Below are 20,406 nucleotides of genomic sequence, written 5' to 3' on the forward strand. Positions count from 1 at the left end.
ATAATTTTTCATGTTTTTTTCTCTTGGATATAGTGATCGCAACAGGTCAGGGAGAGCTGGCCGATCCACTTAAGAGGAACAGAGCATGTTGCAGAACCGTGAAGGCCAGAACGTCCCCCAGGTTACTTTTCGCACCCGTCAGGGGAATGATTGGGTCGATCTGACCAGTCAGGAACTGTTTAGTGGCAAAAACGTTATTGTTTTCGCCCTCCCCGGAGCATTTACACCAACCTGCTCCAGCACTCACCTGCCGCGTTACAACGAGCTGGCACCGGTATTTGCCGAAAACGGCATCGATGAGATCATCTGCCTGTCAGTCAATGATGCCTTTGTGATGAACGCCTGGGCAGAGAATCAGCACGCCGACAATGTGCGCTTTATTCCGGATGGCAACGGCGAATTCAGCGCGGGTATGGGTATGCTGGTAGATAAGGCGGAGCTGGGATTTGGTAAGCGAAGCTGGCGTTATTCCATGCTGGTGCGTGATGGTGTGATCGATAAGATGTTTATCGAACCGGATCTGCCGGGCGATCCGTTCCAGGTGTCTGATGCAGATACCATGCTCAACTACATCAACTGTGAAGCGGTACTGCCAAAGCGGGTTACTATTCTGAGCAAACCGGGTTGCCCGCACTGCACCCGTGCTAAACAGGTGCTGACCGCTAACGGATACCGTTTTGAAGAGATCGAACTGGGCAGTGGAGGTGTCAGCTTCAGTACACTGCAGGCGGTTACCGGTCGCGGTACAACGCCACAGATTTTTGTGGACGGAAATCTAATCGGCGGAGCCGATGAACTGGAGGCCTGGGTGCAGGGCTAACCCTAACCCCGGAACCTTAAAAAAAACGCACCTCTCTGAAGGTGCGTTTTTCATCAGGTGCGCTTCATGGTTCAGTCTTTGAGGCGCAGGCCACCCGGTTCCTGAGTGATCTGCCCCTGTTTCAGCAGCTTGCCGACCGCCATTTTGAACGCTTTTTTACTGATTCCGAACAGTTTAAAAATCGTATCCGGGGACGACTTATCATTCACGGTGATAAATCCGTCCTGCTCTTTCAGCATGGCCAGAATCGCCCCTGCCGTGTCCACCACTTTGGCATAGCCCGGTTTTTGCAGTGAGAGGTTAATCTTGCCGTCTTCACGTACCTCTTTGATGTAGCCGGTCATCTTCTGGCCGGGATAAACAGTACGCAACAGATCGCTGCGGAACAGCATCCCCCAGTGAGTGTGGTTTACTATCGCTTTCTGCCCCAGATCGGTCCGGTTGGCGATCACCAGCTGGACCTCATCACCCACCTGATAACGTGGTGTGCTCTGATCGAGAAATTTATCGATTTTAGTGGATGCTACAATCCGGTTGGTGTGCTGATCCAGATAGAGTCGCACCAGATAGCGTTTACCGACTTCCACCGGCCGCTGGCGCTGTTCACTGTAGGGCAACAGTACGTCTTTTGGCAGTCCCCAGTCGAGGAAAGCGCCCACTTTGTTGACCTCCGAAACCTGCAGCATGACAAACTCGCCGACAATCGCCTTGGGCTTCTCGGTGGTCGCAATCAGATAGTCATCCGTATCCAGATAGATGAACACGCGGATGGAATCACCCGGTTTCAGGTCCTCAGGACAGTATTTCTTCGGCAGCAGAATCTCGCCGAGCTCTCCGGCATCAAGATAGACGCCAAAATCTTTCTGTTTCAGGACGGTCAGGGTGTTGTACTTGCCGATTTCGGCCATGCGGGAACCTGCAACTGTTGGTGTGGAAGTGATTAGCTGCCTATTATCTTAGTCCAGGCGCCAAGATAAAAGGGCGAAAATAAAAAAGCCTTCTCCGGAGAGAAGGCTTACACCTAAGCTTGCTGGATCAGGTGTGGTTATTTACCCAGTCGACGGATCGCCTGCGGAGTAAAATCTTTGTGCTTGAAGCGCTGGGTGAAGTCGAAACCGTCACCCTCCTCGTTGGTCAGGCTGCCGACCAGATAGCGACCGGACTGCAGATCGTACAGAGCTTCGGCGGTCAGCCACGGCACGTTTACATCCCGGTACTGGAACTGGTGAGCTTCACCGACGCGCCACAACTCGCCACGACCATCGTAGTGATCGACCACAGCAATCTGCCAGCTATCTTCATCGATATAGAAGGTGCGCTTGGCATAAATGTGGCGCTCGCCCTCTTTCAGTGTTGCTTCTACCTTCCAGACCCGGTGCAGTTCGTAGCGGGTCAGTTCCGGGCTCATATGGCCGGGCTTGAGGATATCCTCATAAGTCAGGCCGCGATCAGCCAGCTTGTAGCTGTTATAAGGGATATATAGTTCCTGCTTGCCGACCAGTTCCCAGTTGTACCGATCCGGTGCGCCATTGAACAGATCCAGATTGTCGGTGGTCCGCTGACCATCACTGGCGGTACCCGGTGCATCGTAGGCGATCTGTGGGGCACGGCGAACACGACGCTGACCGGCGTTGTATGTCCAGGCCTGACGCGGCTGCGTGATCTGGTTCATGGTTTCATGAACCAGCAGCACATTACCGGTCAGTCGGGCCGGCGCTTCAACCTGCTGTACAAAGTAGAACAGGATGTTCGCGTCTTTCTTTGGATCTGCTCCGCCTTCCAGAGAGGTCGGCCAGGACATTTTTTCATTGATCTTCACCGGGGTGAAGCTGCCATTCGCCTGAACCGGAACCTGAACAAAGGTCCGTTCCAGTGCGCCGCCACGATAGCGGGTCATATGGTTCCAGATCACCTCAAGACCGTTTTCCGGCACCGGGAAAGGCACGGCGGTAGTGAAGTTCTGCAAACCGTTGCCACCATCGGTCAGGTTCGCCTGAGTGGCATTGGTTTTAGCTGCTGCATAAACCTCGGCAGGCAGCGCTGCAGTACGATGGGTCGGATAGACCGGGATGGAATAGGTATCTGCATACTTATTCAGCATCGCGAGCTGGCCGGGTGTCAGTTTGTCTTTATACTGATCCGCATTGGCGGCAGTAATTGTAAACAGGGGCTTTTCATCAGCAAACGGGTTGCTGTAGCGATCAGTCGACGTCGCCAGACCGCCATCCCATGCGGGGATGGTGCCCTCAGCATTAGCCGCTTTCTCCGCGCCAATCGGGGTTAATTCGCTACCCAGTTTAGAAGCCATTTCTGCCGAAGTTGCTGCATAGAGTGCAGAAGAGGACATCAGAATGGCCGTGCTCAGCAGCAGTTTTTTCGTATTAAACATGAATCTGTTCTCCGTACCTACGACTGTTTCTCAGAAAGAAACAGATGCGCTGAGTGAAATAAAGTCACGGTCTTCAAGCTCATTGTAATCACCACCGAAGTAGTCGGTATAGGAGAGCTGAACCGAGTATTTATTAAGGTAATCAGCGGTCAGGCTGAGGCCCAGTGTTTTTTCACCCTCACGGAATGCTGCGCCGGGGGCCGGGCCGTAACCCTCAATACCATGCTTGAAGCTGATCTGAGGTGTCAGGTTAACGCCGGCGAAAGCATCCGGGTAATTCAGGCTGGCCCGGAGCACGTAGCCATAGGAGTCCTGAGTCACAAAGCCCTCGTTATCACCCGCCGCATAGCCAAAGGAGCCGTGGCGGCCAAATTTCAGGGCATCCGGGCTCTCGTCCAGGCTATGTACATGGGTCCAGCCAAATTCACCGATCAGGGCCAGTCGACTTGCGCCTAATACCTGATCATGGAAACTCACCAGACTGGTCTGGAGCTGAGTGACGTCAAAGGTCTGATAACCTGCAACCTCACTGCCCGGTGCGGCACCACTGCTGGTGGCATTCTGGATGTAGCTGTCCAGACTTGCGTTACCGGTTGCGCCGGCTGTCAGGATGCCTGCAATCAGAGAGGTACCGTTGATCTGCATAGGTACGTCGGTTTTGTGGCTGATCTCACCGGACCATGCGATCTCACCAATGTTGGTGTTAAAGCTCAGGCCGAGCATCTTGATATCTTCAGGGTATTCAACGAAGTATCGTGAGCCTAAGGTAGCAGGTAACCCCATGAACGCGCCGAGGTCGTAGATGCCGCTGGCGATTGGCAGGCGGCTGTGATACTTAGCTGCGTATAAACCAAATTCAGTGTTATTCAGCTCCTCCGCAAAGTAGCGGAAAGCGATACCGAACTGGCCATCATCATCGGCTTCACGCCGGCCATCCGCATCCCGGTAAACAACCGGGTCCTGTCCTCCGAGGGCCAGGGGCTGGTTAAAATAAGTGGAGTCATCGAGTGTGCCCAGAGCGCCTGTGCCAATACGGATACCATTACAGCCTTCTGCGACGAAATCATTGGTCGAGAAGTAGGTACCACAGCCGTCAATCGCAGTGGGTTCCCATTCAATCTGGTAGAAACCTTCGACACTGAGGTTGTCGGTGACGCCGAGGGAGGCGAAAGCCATATTAACAGGCAGCAGCCCCTCTTTGACTTCCGCGCCAGCCCGGCGGAAAGCATTAACATCAAATGGGTTGATTGCGTTAAGGCCGCCCTGAATAAAGGTGCTCTCACCCCAGTTCACGACCTGACGGCCCACTCGGACATCCAGTGGGTTCTCGCCTAAATCGAACGCGCCGTAAAAATATGCGTCCAGAATTTCGATGCCGGAGAATTTTGCGTAATCGTTAAAACCGGAATCATCCAGTTCTGCACCCGGTACATAGCCATTCGCGGTATGACCGTGTGCTCTGGAACCGGTTTCCAGCTCCGCATCGTACCAGTATTTGGCGCGGGTGAAGAAACCTACATTCTCATAGCTCAGTTCCAGGTCATGTACGCCTTTGATGATCTGAGAGAAGGTTTCTCCCTGTTCAAAGTTTTGAGTGGAATCGTCGTAGCTTCCTGCGCCTTTGCTGGTGCCGCCGTTAGCCGGAGCGATAAGGTCAGATGATGGTTCATCCATCCGCCAGCTTGCACCAACGGAGATCTGCGAATCAAAGCGACCTTCAATTTCACCAAGGTTAAATTCAACGGCCTGTACCTGGGTGGTTCCCAGGGCGCAGCCAATCAACAGAGGAAGTAGCCGGGGGTTAAGTGCCGGCACGGGTTTTTTGCTGCAGCGCAAAAACCGTTTTTTTATTGCCATTTCGTTCACCTAGCGTTGTTATTTTTTTAAGTCGCTAAATTTGCAGCTTAGCTTTTATCTGGTTTTTTAATAAATATCTAGTAATGGTGCTAGCTTGGACAGAATTTTCAAACAAGTAACGGAGTCTATGATTGCCAGCCTAAGGAAATCTCACAATAACAATAGCAGCCAATCTGGATAACAAAATTGTTCGCGGGCTTGAAATGCCTGACATATTCGTTCAAGAATAGATAGGGGAAATGCGTTTCATCAAATAAACAAACCATAGGTGGTTATAACAATGGAGCGTAAAATTACGGTGCCTGCCGGCTATGTTAAACATCTGCTGCAACTGGTGGAGGAGCAGGGGTTTAGTGTTGAACAGCTATTGCACCACGTGGGTATCGATCCTGCTGAAATCGGTAGCCAGACCGAGTTTCCGGCGGAAAAATTCGGCATGCTATACCAGCGGATCTACTACATTGCGCAGGATGAATACTTCGGTCTGCTGAGCGGAGGCAAGGTACCTAATGGTACTTTCCGCATGATGTGTCATTGTCTGATCCACTGCACAACGCTTGAGCGGGCTATCTACCGGGCCAGTGATTTCCATGAGATCTGCCGCGGTACCAAAATCAAGCCATTTCTGGTGCGTAAAGGGCGCTATGCCAAACTCTCCTTTACCACGACGGACGCTGCCGAAGTCTCTCTGGAGACGTTGCTGAAGGAGGCCAGTGGCGGCCGAATCCGGACCTCACTGTCGATGTGGCACCATTTTCTTTGCTGGCTGATCGGTAAGCGGCTGGAGTTGAAAGCGGCGTATTTCACCTTTCCTGAACCGGGGGATGTGGCTCAGTATAAAACCCTGTTCCAGTCTGAAGTGAAATTCGATCAGCATGATAACGCGCTGGTTTTTCCGGCACGTTATCTGGATTTTCCTATCGTACAGACGCCGGAAACACTGAAAAGCTTCCTTAAAACCGCGCCGTATCAGCTGATCGTGATGGTGGATGATGACACCAGCCTTAAATCCCAGGTGGTGGCACTGATCGGTAAAGACTTCAGCCAGGAACTGCCCAGTGCTGAGGAGGTGGCCTACCGTCTGCATATGTCGGTATCTACCCTGCGCAGGCGACTGCTGGAAGAGGATACTTCCTATCAGAAGATCAAAGATGAGTGTCGCAAGATGGCTGCGCTCAATTATATGAACTCCCCTCAGTTGTCGATCAACGATGTGGCAGGTCTGATGGGGTTCGATGAACCCTCCGCTTTTTTCCGTTCATTCAAAAAATGGACGGGGATGACGCCCGGCGAATATCGTCGCAGTGACACCTATTGCCAGCAAATGGGCTCCTGATCTCTTGGTTTAAGCCCCGGAATATGGGGCTTGAATTTATTCTGGTCTTTTTTGTTAGTTTTTTGTGGCTTTATTGTTATTGCCGTTGGCGTGCCCCGGCGGGAAGATTGGGCTGCATTTCCCCATAATAAGATTAATCGGGCAACAGACGATCAGGATCGGCCTGTAAGCCCATTGTTATTGCTACAGAATATGTGGCATGAGCACAGAGTGAGGTGAACAGATGAGTGCAACGGCACGAGAGTCGATGGAATTTGATGTCGTCATCGTAGGGGCGGGACCATCCGGTTTGTCAGCAGCTTGCCGATTGATGCAGCAGGCAAATGCAGCCGGGAAAGAGTTAACGGTTTGTGTGGTAGAGAAGGGCTCTGAAGTCGGTGCGCATATTCTTTCTGGTGCGGTGATCGAGAGCCGTGCACTGGATGAACTGTTTCCTGACTGGAAAGAGCGCGGTGCCCCACTCAATACTGCGGTCACCGAAGATCAGATCTTTATGCTGAAAAGCGCTGATAAGTCGGTCAAAGTGCCTAATGCTCTGGTGCCTAAGACGATGCATAACGAAGGCAATTACATTGTCAGCCTGGGTAACCTCTGTCGTTGGCTGGCGGAACAGGCCGAAGCGCTCGGTGTTGAGATATTTCCGGGGTTTGCTGCATCTGAAGTGCTGTATAACGAAGACGGTAGTGTTAAAGGCATCGCCACCGGCGATATGGGGGTCAGTGCCAGCGGCGAAGAGAAAGACAGCTATATGCCGGGGATGGAGCTGCACGCGAAGTATACGATCTTTTCAGAAGGATGCCGGGGCCATCTGGGCAAAGAGCTGATTGGCCGTTTTGCTCTGGATGCCGGGGCTGATGCGCAGCACTATGGACTGGGCATCAAGGAGCTGTGGGATATCGATCCGGATAAACATCAGCCGGGTCTGGTAGTGCATGGTTCCGGCTGGCCGCTGAGTGACGGTGCCAGTGGTGGTTTCTTCCTCTATCACACCGAGGGCTGTCAGGTGGTTGTTGGCCTGATTGTGGATCTCAACTACGCCAACCCTTACCTGAGCCCGTTTGATGAATTCCAGCGGATGAAACACCATCCGGTCCTGAAACAGTATCTGGAGGGTGGAAAGCGGGTTTCCTACGGTGCGCGGGCGATCACTAAAGGTGGTTTTAATGCGCTGCCGAAGATGACATTCCCGGGTGGAATTGTAGCGGGCTGTAATGCAGGGACGCTGAACTTCGCCAAAATTAAAGGCACGCATACGGCGATGAAATCCGGGATGCTGGCGGCTGAGTCGATATTTGCTGAGCTCAGCAGCAGTGCTGAAGGTGGCAAAGAACTGACGGATTTTGCTGAACGGTTTAAGGGTTCGTGGTTGTACGATGAACTGTTCCGCTCACGCAACTTTGGCCCGGCCATGCATAAATTCGGTCCATTGCTGGGTGGGGCGTTTAACTTTATCGACCAGAACCTGTTCGCCGGTAAGATGCCTGTTACCCTGCATGATAACCATGAAGATTATGCCCAACTGAAGCCGGCCGCTGAAGCAAAGCAGATTGAGTACCCGAAACCGGATGGTGTACTCAGCTTTGATAAACTCAGTTCGGTTTTCCTCTCCAACACCAACCACGAAGAGGATCAGCCCTGCCACCTGCAACTCAAAGATGCGGACGTACCGTTGCAGAATAATCTGCCGGTATATGCAGAACCTGCACAGCGTTATTGTCCGGCGGGTGTGTATGAGGTGGTTGAGGATGAAGCGGGCCCGCGTTTTCAGATTAATAGTCAGAACTGTCTGCACTGCAAAACCTGTGATATTAAAGACCCCGCGCAGAATATTCGCTGGGTTGTGCCAGAGGGTACCGGCGGACCTAATTATCCGAATATGTGAGCGCTTAATAAGCCAACAGCAGGTCGTTTTTTAGCCTATATTGGTTAAACCCTGAACGCTTTTGGGCGGGTGTTTCAGGTCGTTGGAAATAATCTCGATTTTTTTAAAAAACAGTACGTTATTCGGTTGACAGGAAAAATCAGTAGGGTAACATACGCGCCCATCCTACGGAGGGATGGCTGAGTGGTCGAAAGCACTGGTCTTGAAAACCAGCGGTCCGAGAGGGCCCCAGGGTTCGAATCCCTGTCCCTCCGCCATTAGGATGTCAGAGTTCCCTGATAGCTCAGTTGGTAGAGCAGTAGACTGTTAATCTATTGGTCGCTGGTTCGAGTCCAGCTCAGGGAGCCAATTTAAGAGTTGGGTCGTTAGCTCAGTCGGTAGAGCAGTTGGCTTTTAACCAATTGGTCATAGGTTCGAATCCTATACGACCCACCACTCTTAAAAATCTAGCAGATGATTCTGCACCTGTTGGGTCGTTAGCTCAGTCGGTAGAGCAGTTGGCTTTTAACCAATTGGTCATAGGTTCGAATCCTATACGACCCACCACTTAAAAACTCCAGCCTCGGCTGGTTTTTTTATGCCTGTAAGAAACTGCGTTGCGTATAGGATGAGAACCGTCAAGGTTCGAGCCGAGCGGCTCTGCCGCGAGACAACATGCTCGCAGGCGAGCATGGCCCGAAGGGCAAGCACCGAAGGTGCGCAGTACTCCTATACGACCCACCACTTTATAAAACAGTCTTAGCATTGTTTATGGTGAAACCGATACGGAGCCGAGCCGTGTTAGCGGCGAGACCGCGTTGCCACTTGTGGCAACGACCCGCAGGGCGTCACCGTAGGTGCATAGCAATCCTATACGTCTATTCGGTCTCGGCCACTTAAAAACTCCAGCCTCGGCTGGTTTTTTTATGCCTGCAAGAAACTGCGTTGCGTATAGGATGAGAACCGTTAAAGGTTCGAGCCGGGCGGCTCCCGGAACCCAATGCCACGCACCCTCGTATTACCTTAATGTTTCTCTGCTAACCTCATGGTTATTAAGCTCTGGTACTGTCGGCCCTTATTAGCATGCCGCACTTTCTGAATTCATCCTTATCTGCCCGTTGCCGAGGAGTTAATTGTTGTGAGAATGATCAGGTTGATGATGGCTTCGTTGATGAGTGTGATAAGCCCTCTGCTGTTAGCTGAGGCGGATGGGCCTGATTATTTCCGGACAGAGCAGGTTACCGCTGTACTGTCAGCACCGGCTGAAGGGGCTACGCTTCTTACCCAGATTCCGGCGCGGCACAATGGGCTGCGCAATCATGGGTGTGTCGGCAGGCTTTCTTTTGCTGACTGGTCGAAGCTGGATCAGCAGCAGCGTATAGATGCCGCCGGGAAGGTCTGGTGTAAGGTTACCTATGAGGGCCATGTCGGTTGGGTGCGGAATGTGATGCTGCGAGAGGGCAGTGCTCCACAGCAGCCAGGTTATAGCTGTGATAAGGCAGCACACGAAATTGAGCAGTTGGTCTGTGGTGATCAGGAGCTGATCCGTCTGGATCATCTGTTGAATGAGGTCTTTCGGGTCAGCCTGAGGCGGGCGGCCGGGTTGGATGACAGGCCGGATCAGGCTGTTAAGCAACTCAGGGCCCGGCAGCGTGGCTGGATTAAAGGACGGAATGCGTGCTGGAAAGCCATGGCTGAGAAACGTAGTTGTACCCTGAAGCGTTATCAGCAACGTATCGCTCAGTTAGAGGCTGATTGGGGGAGCGGAGAGTCGGGCAGCGTCCGGCGTTATGTCTGTGGCGATAACCTCGCCAATGAGGTGTATTTTCAGCCGGTGAAGACCAGCACCCTGCCCGCCGCCATTATCGAGTATGGCGACCAGCGTCAGGTTTTTACGGCCGCCATCAGCGCCAGTGGCAGTCGCTATAACGGGGAGTTCGGACGTTATTTCTGGACCAGAGGCGAGGAAGCGCTGTTGGTCTGGGATCAGCGTCAGCCGGAGCAAACTTGTCGTCTGCGGGTTGAGTGATCTTGCCTGCCTTAACTGAGCCCCGCTGCCAGTGGCAGCAGGGCGGATGGTTTCAGGGTCGCGTGAGTACACCTTCAAAGAAACGGCTCAGGCCTGCGTAATCGTCCAGTGGCAGAATCTCAGCGATGTACTGGTCGGGGCGAACAATAATCAGGCAGCCCTGTTCCCGGTCGATGCCACGCAGCGCATAAAAGTCACCGGCACCGCTGTGGTCGGTACAGAACACTTTCTCATAATCCCGTAGTCCGTAACGGCCCTTAAGCGGCTGTAAAAGTGGATGGATCTGGTCGACATCTATATCCCGGTGATACTGCTGGAACATGGCGTGCAGGTCGATCACTGAATCTACATCGGCGCCTGCTGGAGTAAAGCGTTTCAGCGGAGAGTTGTGTTCATTCTGCAGGAAGTCGCACAGGGCTCTGACCCGGCACTGGTCGCTCATGGGGGGCTGTTGACCGGCAAAAGCAAAGATATGCCAGCGGGCATCCGCTTTAACGCAGTGGCCCAGTTGTACAGGTCTGGCATCGGCCAGCCTGACTGCGGGAGCTGAATGAAAGCGCATCCCCGTAGTCTGTCCGGTGGCAAGCGATTGATGTTCGCCGCTGCCCACCAGAGAGGAAGGGTTGTAGCGGATGCTGGTGCCTGCGGTGTAGCGTCCGAACCGGACAAAGTATTTCTGGAACTCGGCCGGGTCGACGCCGTCTGGGTTGTCGGCAGATTTTGGTTTGGCACTGAACATGGTTGAGAATTCACGGTCGAAATTGATCAGCATCTGCGCCACGTGCTGACGTTCGGCGGAGTATGTTGAGAGCAGTTCGGGGTTTGCGCGACCGGTGAGTACGTGGGCCAGTTTCCAGCCCAGATTCCAGGTGTCATTGACGGAGGTGTTCAGGCCCTGACCTGCTTTAGGGCTGTGGGTATGGCAGGCATCGCCGGCCAGAAATACACGTGGCAGACGGCCCTCTTCTGAGTCGTCAAAGGCGGTGGTCAGGCGCTGGCCAATTTCGTAGACGCTCCACCAGGCGACCTCCTTTACCTCAACGGTATAGGGCTGCATGATCCGGTTGGCGGCGGAGATCAGGTAATCGGCGGTAATCTCATCCCGTGAGATCCGCTCATCCTGTTTCAGTTTATCCAGCTCAATATACAGGCGAACCATATAGCCGCCCTCTCGGGGGATAATCAGCATATTGCCTTCGTTGTTGGAGTGGATCGCGGCTTTGAGGCGGATATCCGGGAAATCAGTTACGGCCAGAACATCCATGACCCCCCATGCCTGATTGATGGAATCGCCCACCAGTTCCCGCCCGATCAGCGTCCGGACGCTACTGCGGGCACCATCGCAGCCGACGACGTAGCGGGCTTTAACGATCTCCTGCTCCTTGCCGTATTGGGAGTAGTTAACCGCCCGTTCAAAGGTCAGCGTAACAGGGTAGTCCTCTGCTTCAGTGTCTACCTGAAGGTCAACCAGACGACGTGAATAGTGGGGTTCAACTTTGCCCGGGCTCTGACGCATTACCTCAAGGAAGTGATCGTGAACCCGTGCCTGATTGATGATCACATGAGGGAACTCGGAAAGATCATCTTCTACATCCTGAATTTTGCTGCTGCGGCTGATCTGGCCGGGATGTTCGGCATCGGGTTTCCAGAAAGCGGTTTCGTTCACCCAATAGGCTTCCTGTTGAATCTGGTCGGCAAACTCATAGGCCTGAAACATCTCCATGGTGCGGCAGGCGATTCCGTCAGCCTGGCCTACCAGAAGGCGATCGTCCTTCTGGTCAACGATGCAGGTGCTGATACTGCCGAATTGGGATAGCTGTGCGGCCAGATTGAGGCCTGCCGGGCCACAGCCGACGATCATCACATCAACCTGCTGTGGTAGTGGGCGCTTAAGCGGGGGCGGAACAACCCGGTCCTGTGGATCGCTGTAACGTGGGTCGCCGGGGTGGAAGCCATCTAGATGAAACTGCATGGGGGTCTCCTCTTGTTATTTGCGATTCACTCTAGTTAACTTAAGGTATAAAGAAAAATTGGTTTTTTTCTTCAGACTAAAAGAAATTAAATAGATGAATCCTAACCTGTTGAAACAACTGGCTATCGTGGTGAAGCAGGGCTCGCTCAGTGCGGCCTGCGAGCAGTTGCATGTGACCCAGCCGACCCTTACCCGAAGTATCAAACAACTGGAAATGCGTGTCGGAGCGCCGGTACTGATCCGCACCCGCTATGGCGTAAGCCCTACCGAGATTGGTGCCCGGCTGTCGCGTATCGGCGAACGTATTCTGGCTGAAACCGAGCAGGGTCAGGAGGCGATCCGTCAGTTTCATAGTGGGGTAAAAACTGAGTTTGTTATCGGTGTCGACCCGCTGTGGGAGTTTGCGACCTTCCGGGAGCTGAGTGATTACTTTCTCAGAGAAAAACAGTATGTGTTTCATTTTCGTACCGGTTCGGCGGCTGCTCAGATCGATCTGGTGAATAAAGGCGAACTGGATTTCCTGCTGGCCCCCGCGCATCTCTCAGTGGCTCACGGCAAGCTGGACCGGCAGGTGTTGTTCCGTGATCGTTCTGCTGTGTTCGCCGGGAAGCAGTCAGACCTGACAGGCAGTGGGCGGGTGTTCAGCCGGGATGAGCTGAACCGGCAGAGCTGGATGACCGCCGGGGCCAGCGCGGGGTTTCTCGAAGATGAAGAGGCACCGGCTGGCGTTGCCGCGGCAAGGGTTGCCTTTACCGGTAGTATTCGCTCGGTTCTGCACCTGTTGCAGACCAGTGACATGCTGGTGCGCCTGCCGGCAAGGCTGGCGCTGATGACCGGAGAGGTTGAACAGGAGCAGATGTTAGCGGTGGAGGGGGAGCGTCATACCCGGCGGGATATCGCGCTCTGGTCTTCACCTGACAATGCGGAGCGGCCAGATCTGGGTAAGGTGCGGCAGTTGTTGCTGAACTTTACCGAGGCGCTGGATCATCAGGCGCCGGAATTCGGGCTCGCGCTCTGACGCGGGTCAGAGCGGGCTGGCCTCGTTGTAATCGATGGCGATGATCTCATACCAGATCTCGCTGCCATCGGGTTTGGTCAGGCAGACCTCGTCTCCCAGTTGCTTCTTCAGCAGCAGTCGGGCGAGGGGGGAATCCATCGAGATATAATCCGAGCCGGCATCGATCTCATCCGGGCCGACGATGCGGTAGCGTTTCTCCTGCTCATCTTCGTCCAGCAACGTCACCCAGGCGGCAAAGAAAACCGTATCCCGTTTATCTGCGGTGGGTGGTCGGTCGACCACCACCATATCCTCCAGCCGTTTGGAAAGGTAGCGCACCCGGCGGTCGATCTCACGCAGTTGTTTCTTGCCATAGATATATTCAGCGTTCTCTGAGCGGTCTCCCTGAGCGGCGGCTTCCTTGACCGACTGGGTCACTTCCGGACGCTTCACCTTCCACAGGTATTTCAGTTCATCGTTAAGTCTTTTGTAGCCTTCGGCGGTGATGTATTTAGAACTCCGTGGCTGTGGTGCCCGCCATCTGCCCATCTGCAGACTCCCTCTCAAATAGATGAAAATTTCCGATAAAGAATTTTAACCCTGCGCCGATAAAAACGGGACACTCTTTTGCAGACTTTCCAGATCGATCAGATGCGCACCGAACAGATTCAAACCCGGATTGAGGGCTACACCTCAGGTCTGAGCCAGGCGGTTCAGAGCGGCAGCGGTGCGCAGTTCTCCATGCTGTTGAGTCTGATCCATTCCAATCAGCAGCTGATGCGTCCGGAACAGGCCGCACAAACCTCCTCCGCTGAGTTTCGTCTGCCACAGGATGAGTCGGTTTACCCTGATCCTAATGAGCTGCATAACGATCAGGTTGTGGAGCGGTTGAATACCGCAGTGCATGACGGGCTGGTGGGCGATTTTGCTTATGTGAACGGCTATCTGCACACCCTGAGTCACAGTCCGCGCCAGCAGGCGCTGGCGTCTGATGAGTATGCCCGTGTGGGGTTGATCTCAACGGGTCAGTTGATGGTCGATGAGATCGAAACGTCGCGGCAGCAGATCCGAACGGCTGCCTGATCGATAAAGCGCAGTTGTAGCGCTCAGTTCTGCCACTGAATCTTTTCGGCGTTGCCGTTTTCTACCTTCCAGTATTCATCCGGATCATCGCCGTCGTTCCAGCCTGAGGCGATGCAGCGGATCTGGGTTGCCAGTCCTTCTGAGGCCGCGTGAGCGCAGTCCAGATCTTTCTCCCAGGGGGTTTTGTCAGACTTGAACCAGACGCTGGTCCAGGCTTTTCCGGCCACCTTTTCATGGATCATCACAGCAACTGACTCGCTGCCGAACTGAAGGCTGAGTTCATGGATCTGGCCTTTGCTGGAGAGGAACTCCACGGCCTCGGCGCTGCTGCGTAACCACTCCTCAATCTGCTCGCGGGAGCAGTTTTTAACGTAGATCTCGATATCCGGGTGTCTCTGGTCAGTCATGTTTGTCGTCGCTAATAAATCGGATGATGCGCAGGATGCTGAGGCTGATATAGCCTATGGCCGCCAGTATGAGGCCGGCGCAGAGGATGATCAAGCCAAGCAGGGCGAGTAACTCCTGAGAAACAGAGCTTTTAAGCAGAAACTCGGCACTGCCCAGCAGAATCAGGCCGATAAAGAACACCACGAAACCGATGCCGAGCATCGCCAGATTGCGGCGGGGGTTCTGCGTCAGCTGGTAAAACCAGCGTTTCAGGCGGTTTTTCATCGACGCAGAAACAGGCCCAGATTGACATCCAGTGTCAGCTCCAGTTCGGGTAGCTGGCAGATACGTTCGCGGGCTTCCTGCTTAAGTCGCTGGCCGTGAGGAGTCATCTGCAGCAGAGTGCTGATCTGCTCGGGGCTGTTCAGCGTGAACGAATAACTGACCGGCTGGATTGATTGCAGACTGAACTGCTCTGCGAGCGTGCTTACCGGGTCAAACTGGCTTTCGCGGATCTCCTGATAGATCAGTTTGCGCAGTTCTATCAGGTGTTGTTCACCGGGCCAGGCAACCAACAGGGCGGCACCGGGCTGCATGGGTTTCGCTAACGCTTCCGGCATCAGTCGGCTGAACAAGACCAGTTGCAGGCTCAGGCTGTTATCAGGCAGTGGTGTGCTGGCCCCGGAAGCAACCAGCCAGTGGATCTGTTTGCTGCGCTGGCAGGCCGCTTTGACTGCGTGCTTGGAGATATCCAGCCCGTATAGTTCTGCATCGACCTGAGCCTCTAGCAGGGCCTGTTGCAGGCGATCGGTGTAATAGCCCTCGCCGCAGCCCATATCCAGAACCGACGGGTGCTCTGTGTCACCCAGTGACGAAAGGGCCAGTTGATTGATCTGATCAGACAGGGGCTGATAAAACCCCTGATCCAGAAATGCCCGGCGTGCCTGCACCATGGCTGGATTGTCGCCCGGATCTCTGGAGCGCTTTTTATGCGCCAGCAGCAGATTCCAGTAGCCCTGACGCGCAGCGTCAAAGCTGTGGTTATTATCGCAGCGAAGGTTGGTTTCCTGCTGCTTCAGCAGGGCCTGACAGACCGGGCAGGTTAGCTGCATGCTGACTCAGCCCTTGCTCAGCAGACGGGCAAGAATGTTCTCATAAAGGTCGGACAGGGTGTCCAGATCTTTGCAGCTTACCCGTTCATCCACCTTGTGAATGGTTTTATTGATCGGGCCCAGTTCAACAACCTGAGCACCGGTCGGTGCGATAAAACGACCATCGGAGGTGCCGCCGGAGGTGGACAGCTCGGTATCCAGACCGGTAATGGCCTTGATCGATGCCTGACAGGCTTCTACCAGATTGCCTTCGGCCGTCAGGAACGGGTTGCCGGACAGCGTCCAGTCGATGTCCCATTCCAGATTGTGTTTGTTGAGAATAGCGTGGACCCGGTCTTTCAGTTCATCCGCCGTGACTTCAGTGGAGAAACGGAAGTTAAACATCACATCCACATGGCCCGGCACAACGTTGGTTACGCCGGTACCGCCATTAATGTTGGAGATCTGGAAGCTGGTTGGCGGGAAAAAGTCGTTGCCTTCATCCCAGACTTCAGCCGCCAGTTCAGCCAGCGCTGGTGCCGCCATATGGATCGGGTTTTTTACCAGATGCGGATAAGCAACATGGCCCTGCACGCCGCGCACGGTCAGACTACCGCCAAGAGAACCGCGGCGCCCGTTCTTGATTACATCACCGACCTGTTCAGTGCTGGATGGCTCGCCCACGATACACCAGGTGATCTTCTCGTTACGGGCTTCCAGATGATCCACTACACGGGTGGTTCCGTTGACCCAGGGGCCCTCTTCGTCGCTGGTGATCAGCAGGCCGATGGAGCCGTCATGGTCCGGGTGGTGCTCAATAAAGCGCTCCAGAGCGGTCATAAACGCAGCCAGACTGCCTTTCATATCGGCAGCGCCACGGCCACAGAGCATGCCCTGTTCAACCCGGGCTTCAAACGGCGGGAACTCCCAGCGCTCTTCCGGACCGGAAGGGACGACATCGGTATGGCCGGCAAAACAGAACAACGGGCCGGAATCGCCGCGGCGGGCCCAGAAGTTTTTAACCTCTTCAAACTGCAGTCGCTCGATTTTAAAACCCAGTGCTTCCAGGCGCTCAATCATCAGGTCCTGACAGCCGGCGTCCTCGGGGGTAACCGAGCGGCGGTTGATCAGGTCTTTAGCCAGTTCAATGGTGGCAGAGAGGTGTTGGGTCATAATCTGGGTTCCGCGTCAGGCAGGTTAAGGATAGTCTGTTTTAGCAGCGGCGGGAGGCCGCAGGCGGCCCGGCAGAGAGATCTGCCGGGCGTTCAGCACTTAGTTGTGCTTGTGCAGCTCTTCGTTCAGTTCGATCGCGCTTTTGTTGGTTTTCACCTCAATACGACCGTTCTGGGAGTTGCGACGGAACAGCAGGTCAGGTTTGCCGGCCAGTTCAGCGGCTTTTACGGTGCCGACTTCGTTGTTCTGGTCATCCAGCAGTGTGACTTTGGAGCCCGCAGTGACGTACAGACCCGCTTCCAGAGTGCAGCGATCGCCCAGAGGCAGACCCAGACCTGCGTTGGCACCCAGCAGGCAGTTTTCGCCAACAGAGATCACTACGTTGTTGCCGCCGGACAGAGTGCCCATCGTAGAGCATCCACCGCCCAGATCGGAACCGTTACCTACCACAACGCCCGCAGAGATACGGCCTTCAACCATGCTTACGCCCAGTGTGCCGGCGTTGAAGTTAACGAAACCTTCGTGCATAACTGTGGTGCCTTCGCCCACGTGTGCGCCCAGACGAACGCGGGTCGCGTCACCGATACGGATGCCGGCAGGTACCACGTAATCCGTCATTTTCGGGAATTTATCCACAGAGTTAACGCTCAGGATGCGGCCCTGAGCACGGGCAGCCAGCTGGCGTTTTGGCAGATCGTCCAGAGAGATAGCGCCTTCGCTGGTCCAGGCAACGTTAGGCAGCAGGCCGAAGATGCCGGTCAGGTTGATACCATGAGGCTTAACCAGACGGTGCGACAGCAGGGACAGCTTCAGGTAGGCTTCAGCCGTGCTGGCTGGCGCTTCGTCGTTTTCCAGAATGCACAGCAGCAGTGGCTGCTGAGTGCCTTCCAGAATCTCTACGATCTCTGCCTGCTCTTCAGCGCCGACAGACAGGAAGGCAGCTTCCAGATCTTTGAGCTGTGATTCCTGCAGTTCAATCGCCTGATTGCCGCCGTTATAGCCGACCTTATCGGCAACCGCCTTCAGCATCGCCTCGTCTGCGTTCAGCAGAGGTGCGTTGTAATAAACTTCCAGCAGTTCACCGGCGGAAGACTTGGTGCCTACACCCAGGCCGAATGCAAAATTTGCCATGTTAATCTCCAGATATAAATTTAAATTCGTGACTTCTCGGCGTGGGGGTTAACCCAGCAACGCCGCATATTCTGTATCTTTAAAGCCGACCTTGCGCAGCGCGCCGGTGTCCAGCACCGGGCGTTTGATCATGGCCGGATGTTCCAGCATCAGCGCGATGGCGGATGCTTCATCGATATTGGCTTTCACTTCATCAGGCTGCTGGCGCCATGTGGTGCCGCGTTTGTTGAGCAGGGTTTCCCACCCCAGCTCATCTGCCCAGCCCTGCAACTGCTCTGCGCTCAGGCCCTGTTTGCGGAAGTCGTGGAACTGATAGTCTACGCCATTGGCTTCCAGCCATTTACGGGCTTTTTTGATGGTATCGCAGTTAGGGATTCCGTAAATCGTAATCATGGGTACTCTCCGGTCATCGCTTACAGTGATTCAACGTAATCGCGGATACGTTGGGCTGCTTCCACGCACTCATCTACGGTGGCAACCAGCGCCATGCGGACAAATCCGGCACCCGGCAACTGACCTTCGGTTTCACGGGAGAGATAACGTCCCGGAAGTACGGTTACATTCTGTGAAGCGAACAGGCCCTGAGCAAATTTGTCGTCTGCAATCGGGGTTTTCGCCCAGAGGTAGAAGCTGGCTTCAGGACGCTGTACGTCCATCACCGGCTCCAGAATGCGGATCACCGCATCGAATTTATGGCGATACTGGTCGCGGTTATCGAGCACGTGGTCTTCATCTTTCCAGGCTGCAATCGACGCCAGTTGGTGCTGAATCGGCATGGAGCAGCCATGGTAAGTCCGGTAGGACAGGAACGGCCCCAGCAGAGACGCATCTCCGGCAATGAACCCGGAACGCAGACCCGGCAGGTTGGAGCGTTTCGACAGGCTGTGCATGACCACGCAGTTTTTGTAATCGTTACGGCCCAGCTCGGCACAGGCCTGCAGCAGGCCAACCGGTGGCTGCGCTTCATCCAGATAGATCTCGGAGTAGCATTCGTCTGAAGCGATAATGAAATCGTACTTGTCGGACAGTGCGATCAGTTTCTTCAGGGTGGGCAGATCGGTTACTGCGCCGGTCGGGTTGCTCGGTGAGCAGATAAACAGCAACTGGCAACGCTGCCATACGGATTCAGGAATGGCATCATAATCCGGGATAAAACCGTTTTCCGGCAGGCAGTTCAGGTAGTACGGCTCTGCACCTGCCAGATAAGCGGCGCCTTCGTATATTTGATAGAACGGATTTGGCGACAGTACCAGCGCATCCGGGGCGCGGTTGACCGCGGCCTGAGTGAAGGCAAAGATCGCTTCACGGGTACCGTTAACTGGCAGGACATGGTCTTCTGCATTCAGGCTGCCTTCGGCCAGTTGGAAGCGACGGGTGCACCACTCAGCAATCGCCTGACGCAGCTCCGGCATCCCTTTGGTGGTCGGGTAGTTGGCCAGTTTATCGATATTATCGGTCAGACACTCAGCGACGAACGGTGGTGCCGGGTGTTTCGGTTCACCGATGGAGAGGGCAATATGTTCCAGATCCGCCGGTGGCGTTACCTCAGCTTTGAGTGCGGTCAGTTTTTCAAATGGGTAGGGCTGGAGCAGACTGAGATCGCGGTTCATACAGGTCCTATAAACGCCCTTGGCCGGGCCGGTTGGTGAAAACAGAGAGCAGAAATTCAGGCGCAAAATTATACCTGAGAACCGCACTAGGATTAAGACCTATTTTTTGTCGGTTCTGGCTGAATTATCGCTGCTCAGTTGTGGTTGGCGGGCATGAAAAACCTGCCATCCGAGTGGGGAGGAATAAGGTTAAAGCATTGTAAAGCAACAGCTTGGCGTGTTTGTTTCTGATCTCATCACTTGGAGTCCGGGGAAAATACAACTATTCTGCAAAGAAACGACTAACAAATGTTTGAAAAAACAGCCAATGCTATGAACGAGAGACGAATTCATCCCCGCATCCATGTGCAGTTACCGGCTGAGCTGGCAACCCGGGAGGGGGAGTCAGTGGACGTCAGTCTGATTAACCTCAGTCTGGGAGGGATGCTGGTGGAAGGCGGGCCTGAAATGGCCGGGCTGAAGCCACCGGTTATCGGGGCTCCGCTGGAGCTGTACCTGCATTTTGGTATCGATGATCAGCCCCTGCACTGCCTTTGCCGGGTGGTCTACAACCAGCGCCAGTCGCAAACATGCCTGCGTTACGGCCTGTCTATTCTCAGCATCGACCAGCAGGCGAGTCAGGTGCTGCAGGGCTTTATTGATCGGCACCTGCACTAAGCAGGTGCCACGA

19 protein-coding genes, 4 tRNA genes and 1 other RNA gene are annotated in these 20,406 nt (G+C 54.4%); 12 read left to right on the forward strand and 12 right to left on the reverse strand.

Annotated features, from left to right (window positions below; all coding sequences use genetic code 11):
- Positions 1-85 precede the first annotated feature (85 nt).
- Positions 86-820 (forward strand): glutathione peroxidase, encoded by a 735-nt coding sequence (locus tag QUD59_RS10470; protein ID WP_286236915.1) that lies wholly within the window; start codon positions 86-88, stop codon positions 818-820.
- A 71-nt stretch (positions 821-891) separates the two neighbouring features.
- Here the strand turns inward: QUD59_RS10470 and QUD59_RS10475 are convergent, their stop codons facing one another.
- The 3 genes from QUD59_RS10475 to QUD59_RS10485 all read right to left on the reverse strand — a co-directional run bounded on the left by QUD59_RS10475 (position 892) and on the right by QUD59_RS10485 (position 5,066).
- Positions 892-1,728 (reverse strand): CvfB family protein, encoded by an 837-nt coding sequence (locus QUD59_RS10475; RefSeq protein WP_286236917.1) that lies wholly within the window; start codon positions 1,726-1,728, stop codon positions 892-894.
- A gap of 137 nt (positions 1,729-1,865) precedes the next feature.
- Positions 1,866-3,209, reverse strand: a complete 1,344-nt coding sequence (locus QUD59_RS10480; protein WP_286236919.1) for a DUF1329 domain-containing protein — start codon at positions 3,207-3,209, stop codon at positions 1,866-1,868.
- 30 nt (positions 3,210-3,239) lie between these two features.
- A complete protein-coding gene (locus QUD59_RS10485; protein WP_286236920.1) occupies positions 3,240-5,066 on the reverse strand; it encodes a DUF1302 domain-containing protein in 1,827 nt (608 codons plus the stop codon).
- A 280-nt stretch (positions 5,067-5,346) separates the two neighbouring features.
- On the opposite strand from QUD59_RS10485, the gene QUD59_RS10490 reads away from it, so the two are divergent.
- The 8 genes from QUD59_RS10490 (at position 5,347) to QUD59_RS10525 (ending at position 10,292) form a co-directional block, all read left to right on the forward strand.
- A complete protein-coding gene (locus tag QUD59_RS10490) occupies positions 5,347-6,402 on the forward strand; it encodes an AraC family transcriptional regulator (protein ID WP_286236921.1) in 1,056 nt (351 codons plus the stop codon).
- A gap of 223 nt (positions 6,403-6,625) precedes the next feature.
- Positions 6,626-8,284, forward strand: a complete 1,659-nt coding sequence (locus tag QUD59_RS10495) for an electron transfer flavoprotein-ubiquinone oxidoreductase (protein ID WP_286236922.1) — start codon at positions 6,626-6,628, stop codon at positions 8,282-8,284.
- Between the two features lie 169 nt (positions 8,285-8,453).
- A tRNA-Ser gene (locus tag QUD59_RS10500) sits at positions 8,454-8,541 on the forward strand.
- Between the two features lie 15 nt (positions 8,542-8,556).
- A tRNA-Asn gene (locus tag QUD59_RS10505) sits at positions 8,557-8,632 on the forward strand.
- An 11-nt stretch (positions 8,633-8,643) separates the two neighbouring features.
- Positions 8,644-8,719: transfer RNA gene (locus QUD59_RS10510), tRNA-Lys, on the forward strand.
- Positions 8,720-8,754: 35 nt separating this feature from the next.
- Positions 8,755-8,830 (forward strand) — tRNA-Lys (locus tag QUD59_RS10515).
- A 40-nt stretch (positions 8,831-8,870) separates the two neighbouring features.
- Positions 8,871-9,007: non-coding RNA, RtT sRNA (locus QUD59_RS10520), on the forward strand.
- 427 nt (positions 9,008-9,434) lie between these two features.
- Positions 9,435-10,292 carry an MliC family protein gene (locus QUD59_RS10525; RefSeq protein WP_286236923.1) on the forward strand — a complete coding sequence of 286 codons (858 nt, stop codon included), beginning with the start codon at positions 9,435-9,437 and terminating at the stop codon, positions 10,290-10,292.
- Positions 10,293-10,344: 52 nt separating this feature from the next.
- Here QUD59_RS10525 and QUD59_RS10530 read toward each other — a convergent pair whose 3' ends face one another.
- Positions 10,345-12,264, reverse strand: coding sequence for an FAD-binding monooxygenase (locus QUD59_RS10530; protein WP_286236924.1), 1,920 nt, complete (start codon positions 12,262-12,264; stop codon positions 10,345-10,347).
- Positions 12,265-12,358: 94 nt separating this feature from the next.
- Between QUD59_RS10530 and QUD59_RS10535 the strand changes: the two genes are divergently transcribed.
- Positions 12,359-13,282 (forward strand): LysR family transcriptional regulator, encoded by a 924-nt coding sequence (locus QUD59_RS10535; RefSeq protein WP_286236926.1) that lies wholly within the window; start codon positions 12,359-12,361, stop codon positions 13,280-13,282.
- Between the two features lie 6 nt (positions 13,283-13,288).
- Here QUD59_RS10535 and greB read toward each other — a convergent pair whose 3' ends face one another.
- Positions 13,289-13,810, reverse strand: a complete 522-nt coding sequence (greB, locus tag QUD59_RS10540; protein ID WP_286236928.1) for a transcription elongation factor GreB — start codon at positions 13,808-13,810, stop codon at positions 13,289-13,291.
- Between the two features lie 78 nt (positions 13,811-13,888).
- Between greB and QUD59_RS10545 the strand changes: the two genes are divergently transcribed.
- Positions 13,889-14,344 (forward strand): hypothetical protein, encoded by a 456-nt coding sequence (locus QUD59_RS10545; RefSeq protein ID WP_286236930.1) that lies wholly within the window; start codon positions 13,889-13,891, stop codon positions 14,342-14,344.
- A 23-nt stretch (positions 14,345-14,367) separates the two neighbouring features.
- Here QUD59_RS10545 and QUD59_RS10550 read toward each other — a convergent pair whose 3' ends face one another.
- The 7 genes from QUD59_RS10550 to dapC all read right to left on the reverse strand — a co-directional run bounded on the left by QUD59_RS10550 (position 14,368) and on the right by dapC (position 19,736).
- A complete protein-coding gene (locus QUD59_RS10550; RefSeq protein ID WP_286236931.1) occupies positions 14,368-14,751 on the reverse strand; it encodes a hypothetical protein in 384 nt (127 codons plus the stop codon).
- A complete protein-coding gene (locus tag QUD59_RS10555) occupies positions 14,744-15,016 on the reverse strand; it encodes a hypothetical protein (protein ID WP_286236932.1) in 273 nt (90 codons plus the stop codon). Before QUD59_RS10555 ends, QUD59_RS10550 begins: the two co-directional genes overlap by 8 nt.
- A complete protein-coding gene (locus QUD59_RS10560; RefSeq protein WP_286236933.1) occupies positions 15,013-15,843 on the reverse strand; it encodes a putative RNA methyltransferase in 831 nt (276 codons plus the stop codon). Before QUD59_RS10560 ends, QUD59_RS10555 begins: the two co-directional genes overlap by 4 nt.
- 6 nt (positions 15,844-15,849) lie before the next feature.
- Positions 15,850-16,995, reverse strand: coding sequence for a succinyl-diaminopimelate desuccinylase (dapE, locus tag QUD59_RS10565; protein WP_286236934.1), 1,146 nt, complete (start codon positions 16,993-16,995; stop codon positions 15,850-15,852).
- 99 nt (positions 16,996-17,094) lie between these two features.
- A complete protein-coding gene (gene dapD / locus QUD59_RS10570) occupies positions 17,095-18,126 on the reverse strand; it encodes a 2,3,4,5-tetrahydropyridine-2,6-dicarboxylate N-succinyltransferase (protein WP_286236935.1) in 1,032 nt (343 codons plus the stop codon).
- 48 nt (positions 18,127-18,174) lie between these two features.
- The gene (locus tag QUD59_RS10575; RefSeq protein ID WP_286236937.1) at positions 18,175-18,519 is read right to left on the reverse strand and encodes an ArsC family reductase; all 345 of its coding nucleotides are present in this window, start codon (positions 18,517-18,519) and stop codon (positions 18,175-18,177) included.
- Between the two features lie 20 nt (positions 18,520-18,539).
- Entirely contained in the window at positions 18,540-19,736 is a 1,197-nt protein-coding gene (dapC, locus tag QUD59_RS10580; RefSeq protein ID WP_286236939.1) for a succinyldiaminopimelate transaminase, read from the reverse strand.
- A gap of 312 nt (positions 19,737-20,048) precedes the next feature.
- Between dapC and QUD59_RS10585 the strand changes: the two genes are divergently transcribed.
- Positions 20,049-20,393: a PilZ domain-containing protein gene (locus tag QUD59_RS10585; RefSeq protein WP_286236940.1), complete on the forward strand. Its 345-nt coding sequence runs from the start codon at positions 20,049-20,051 to the stop codon at positions 20,391-20,393.
- Positions 20,394-20,406 lie beyond the last annotated feature (13 nt).

Source organism: Neptuniibacter halophilus, from assembly GCF_030295765.1.
GTDB lineage: Bacteria > Pseudomonadota > Gammaproteobacteria > Pseudomonadales > Balneatricaceae > Neptuniibacter > Neptuniibacter halophilus.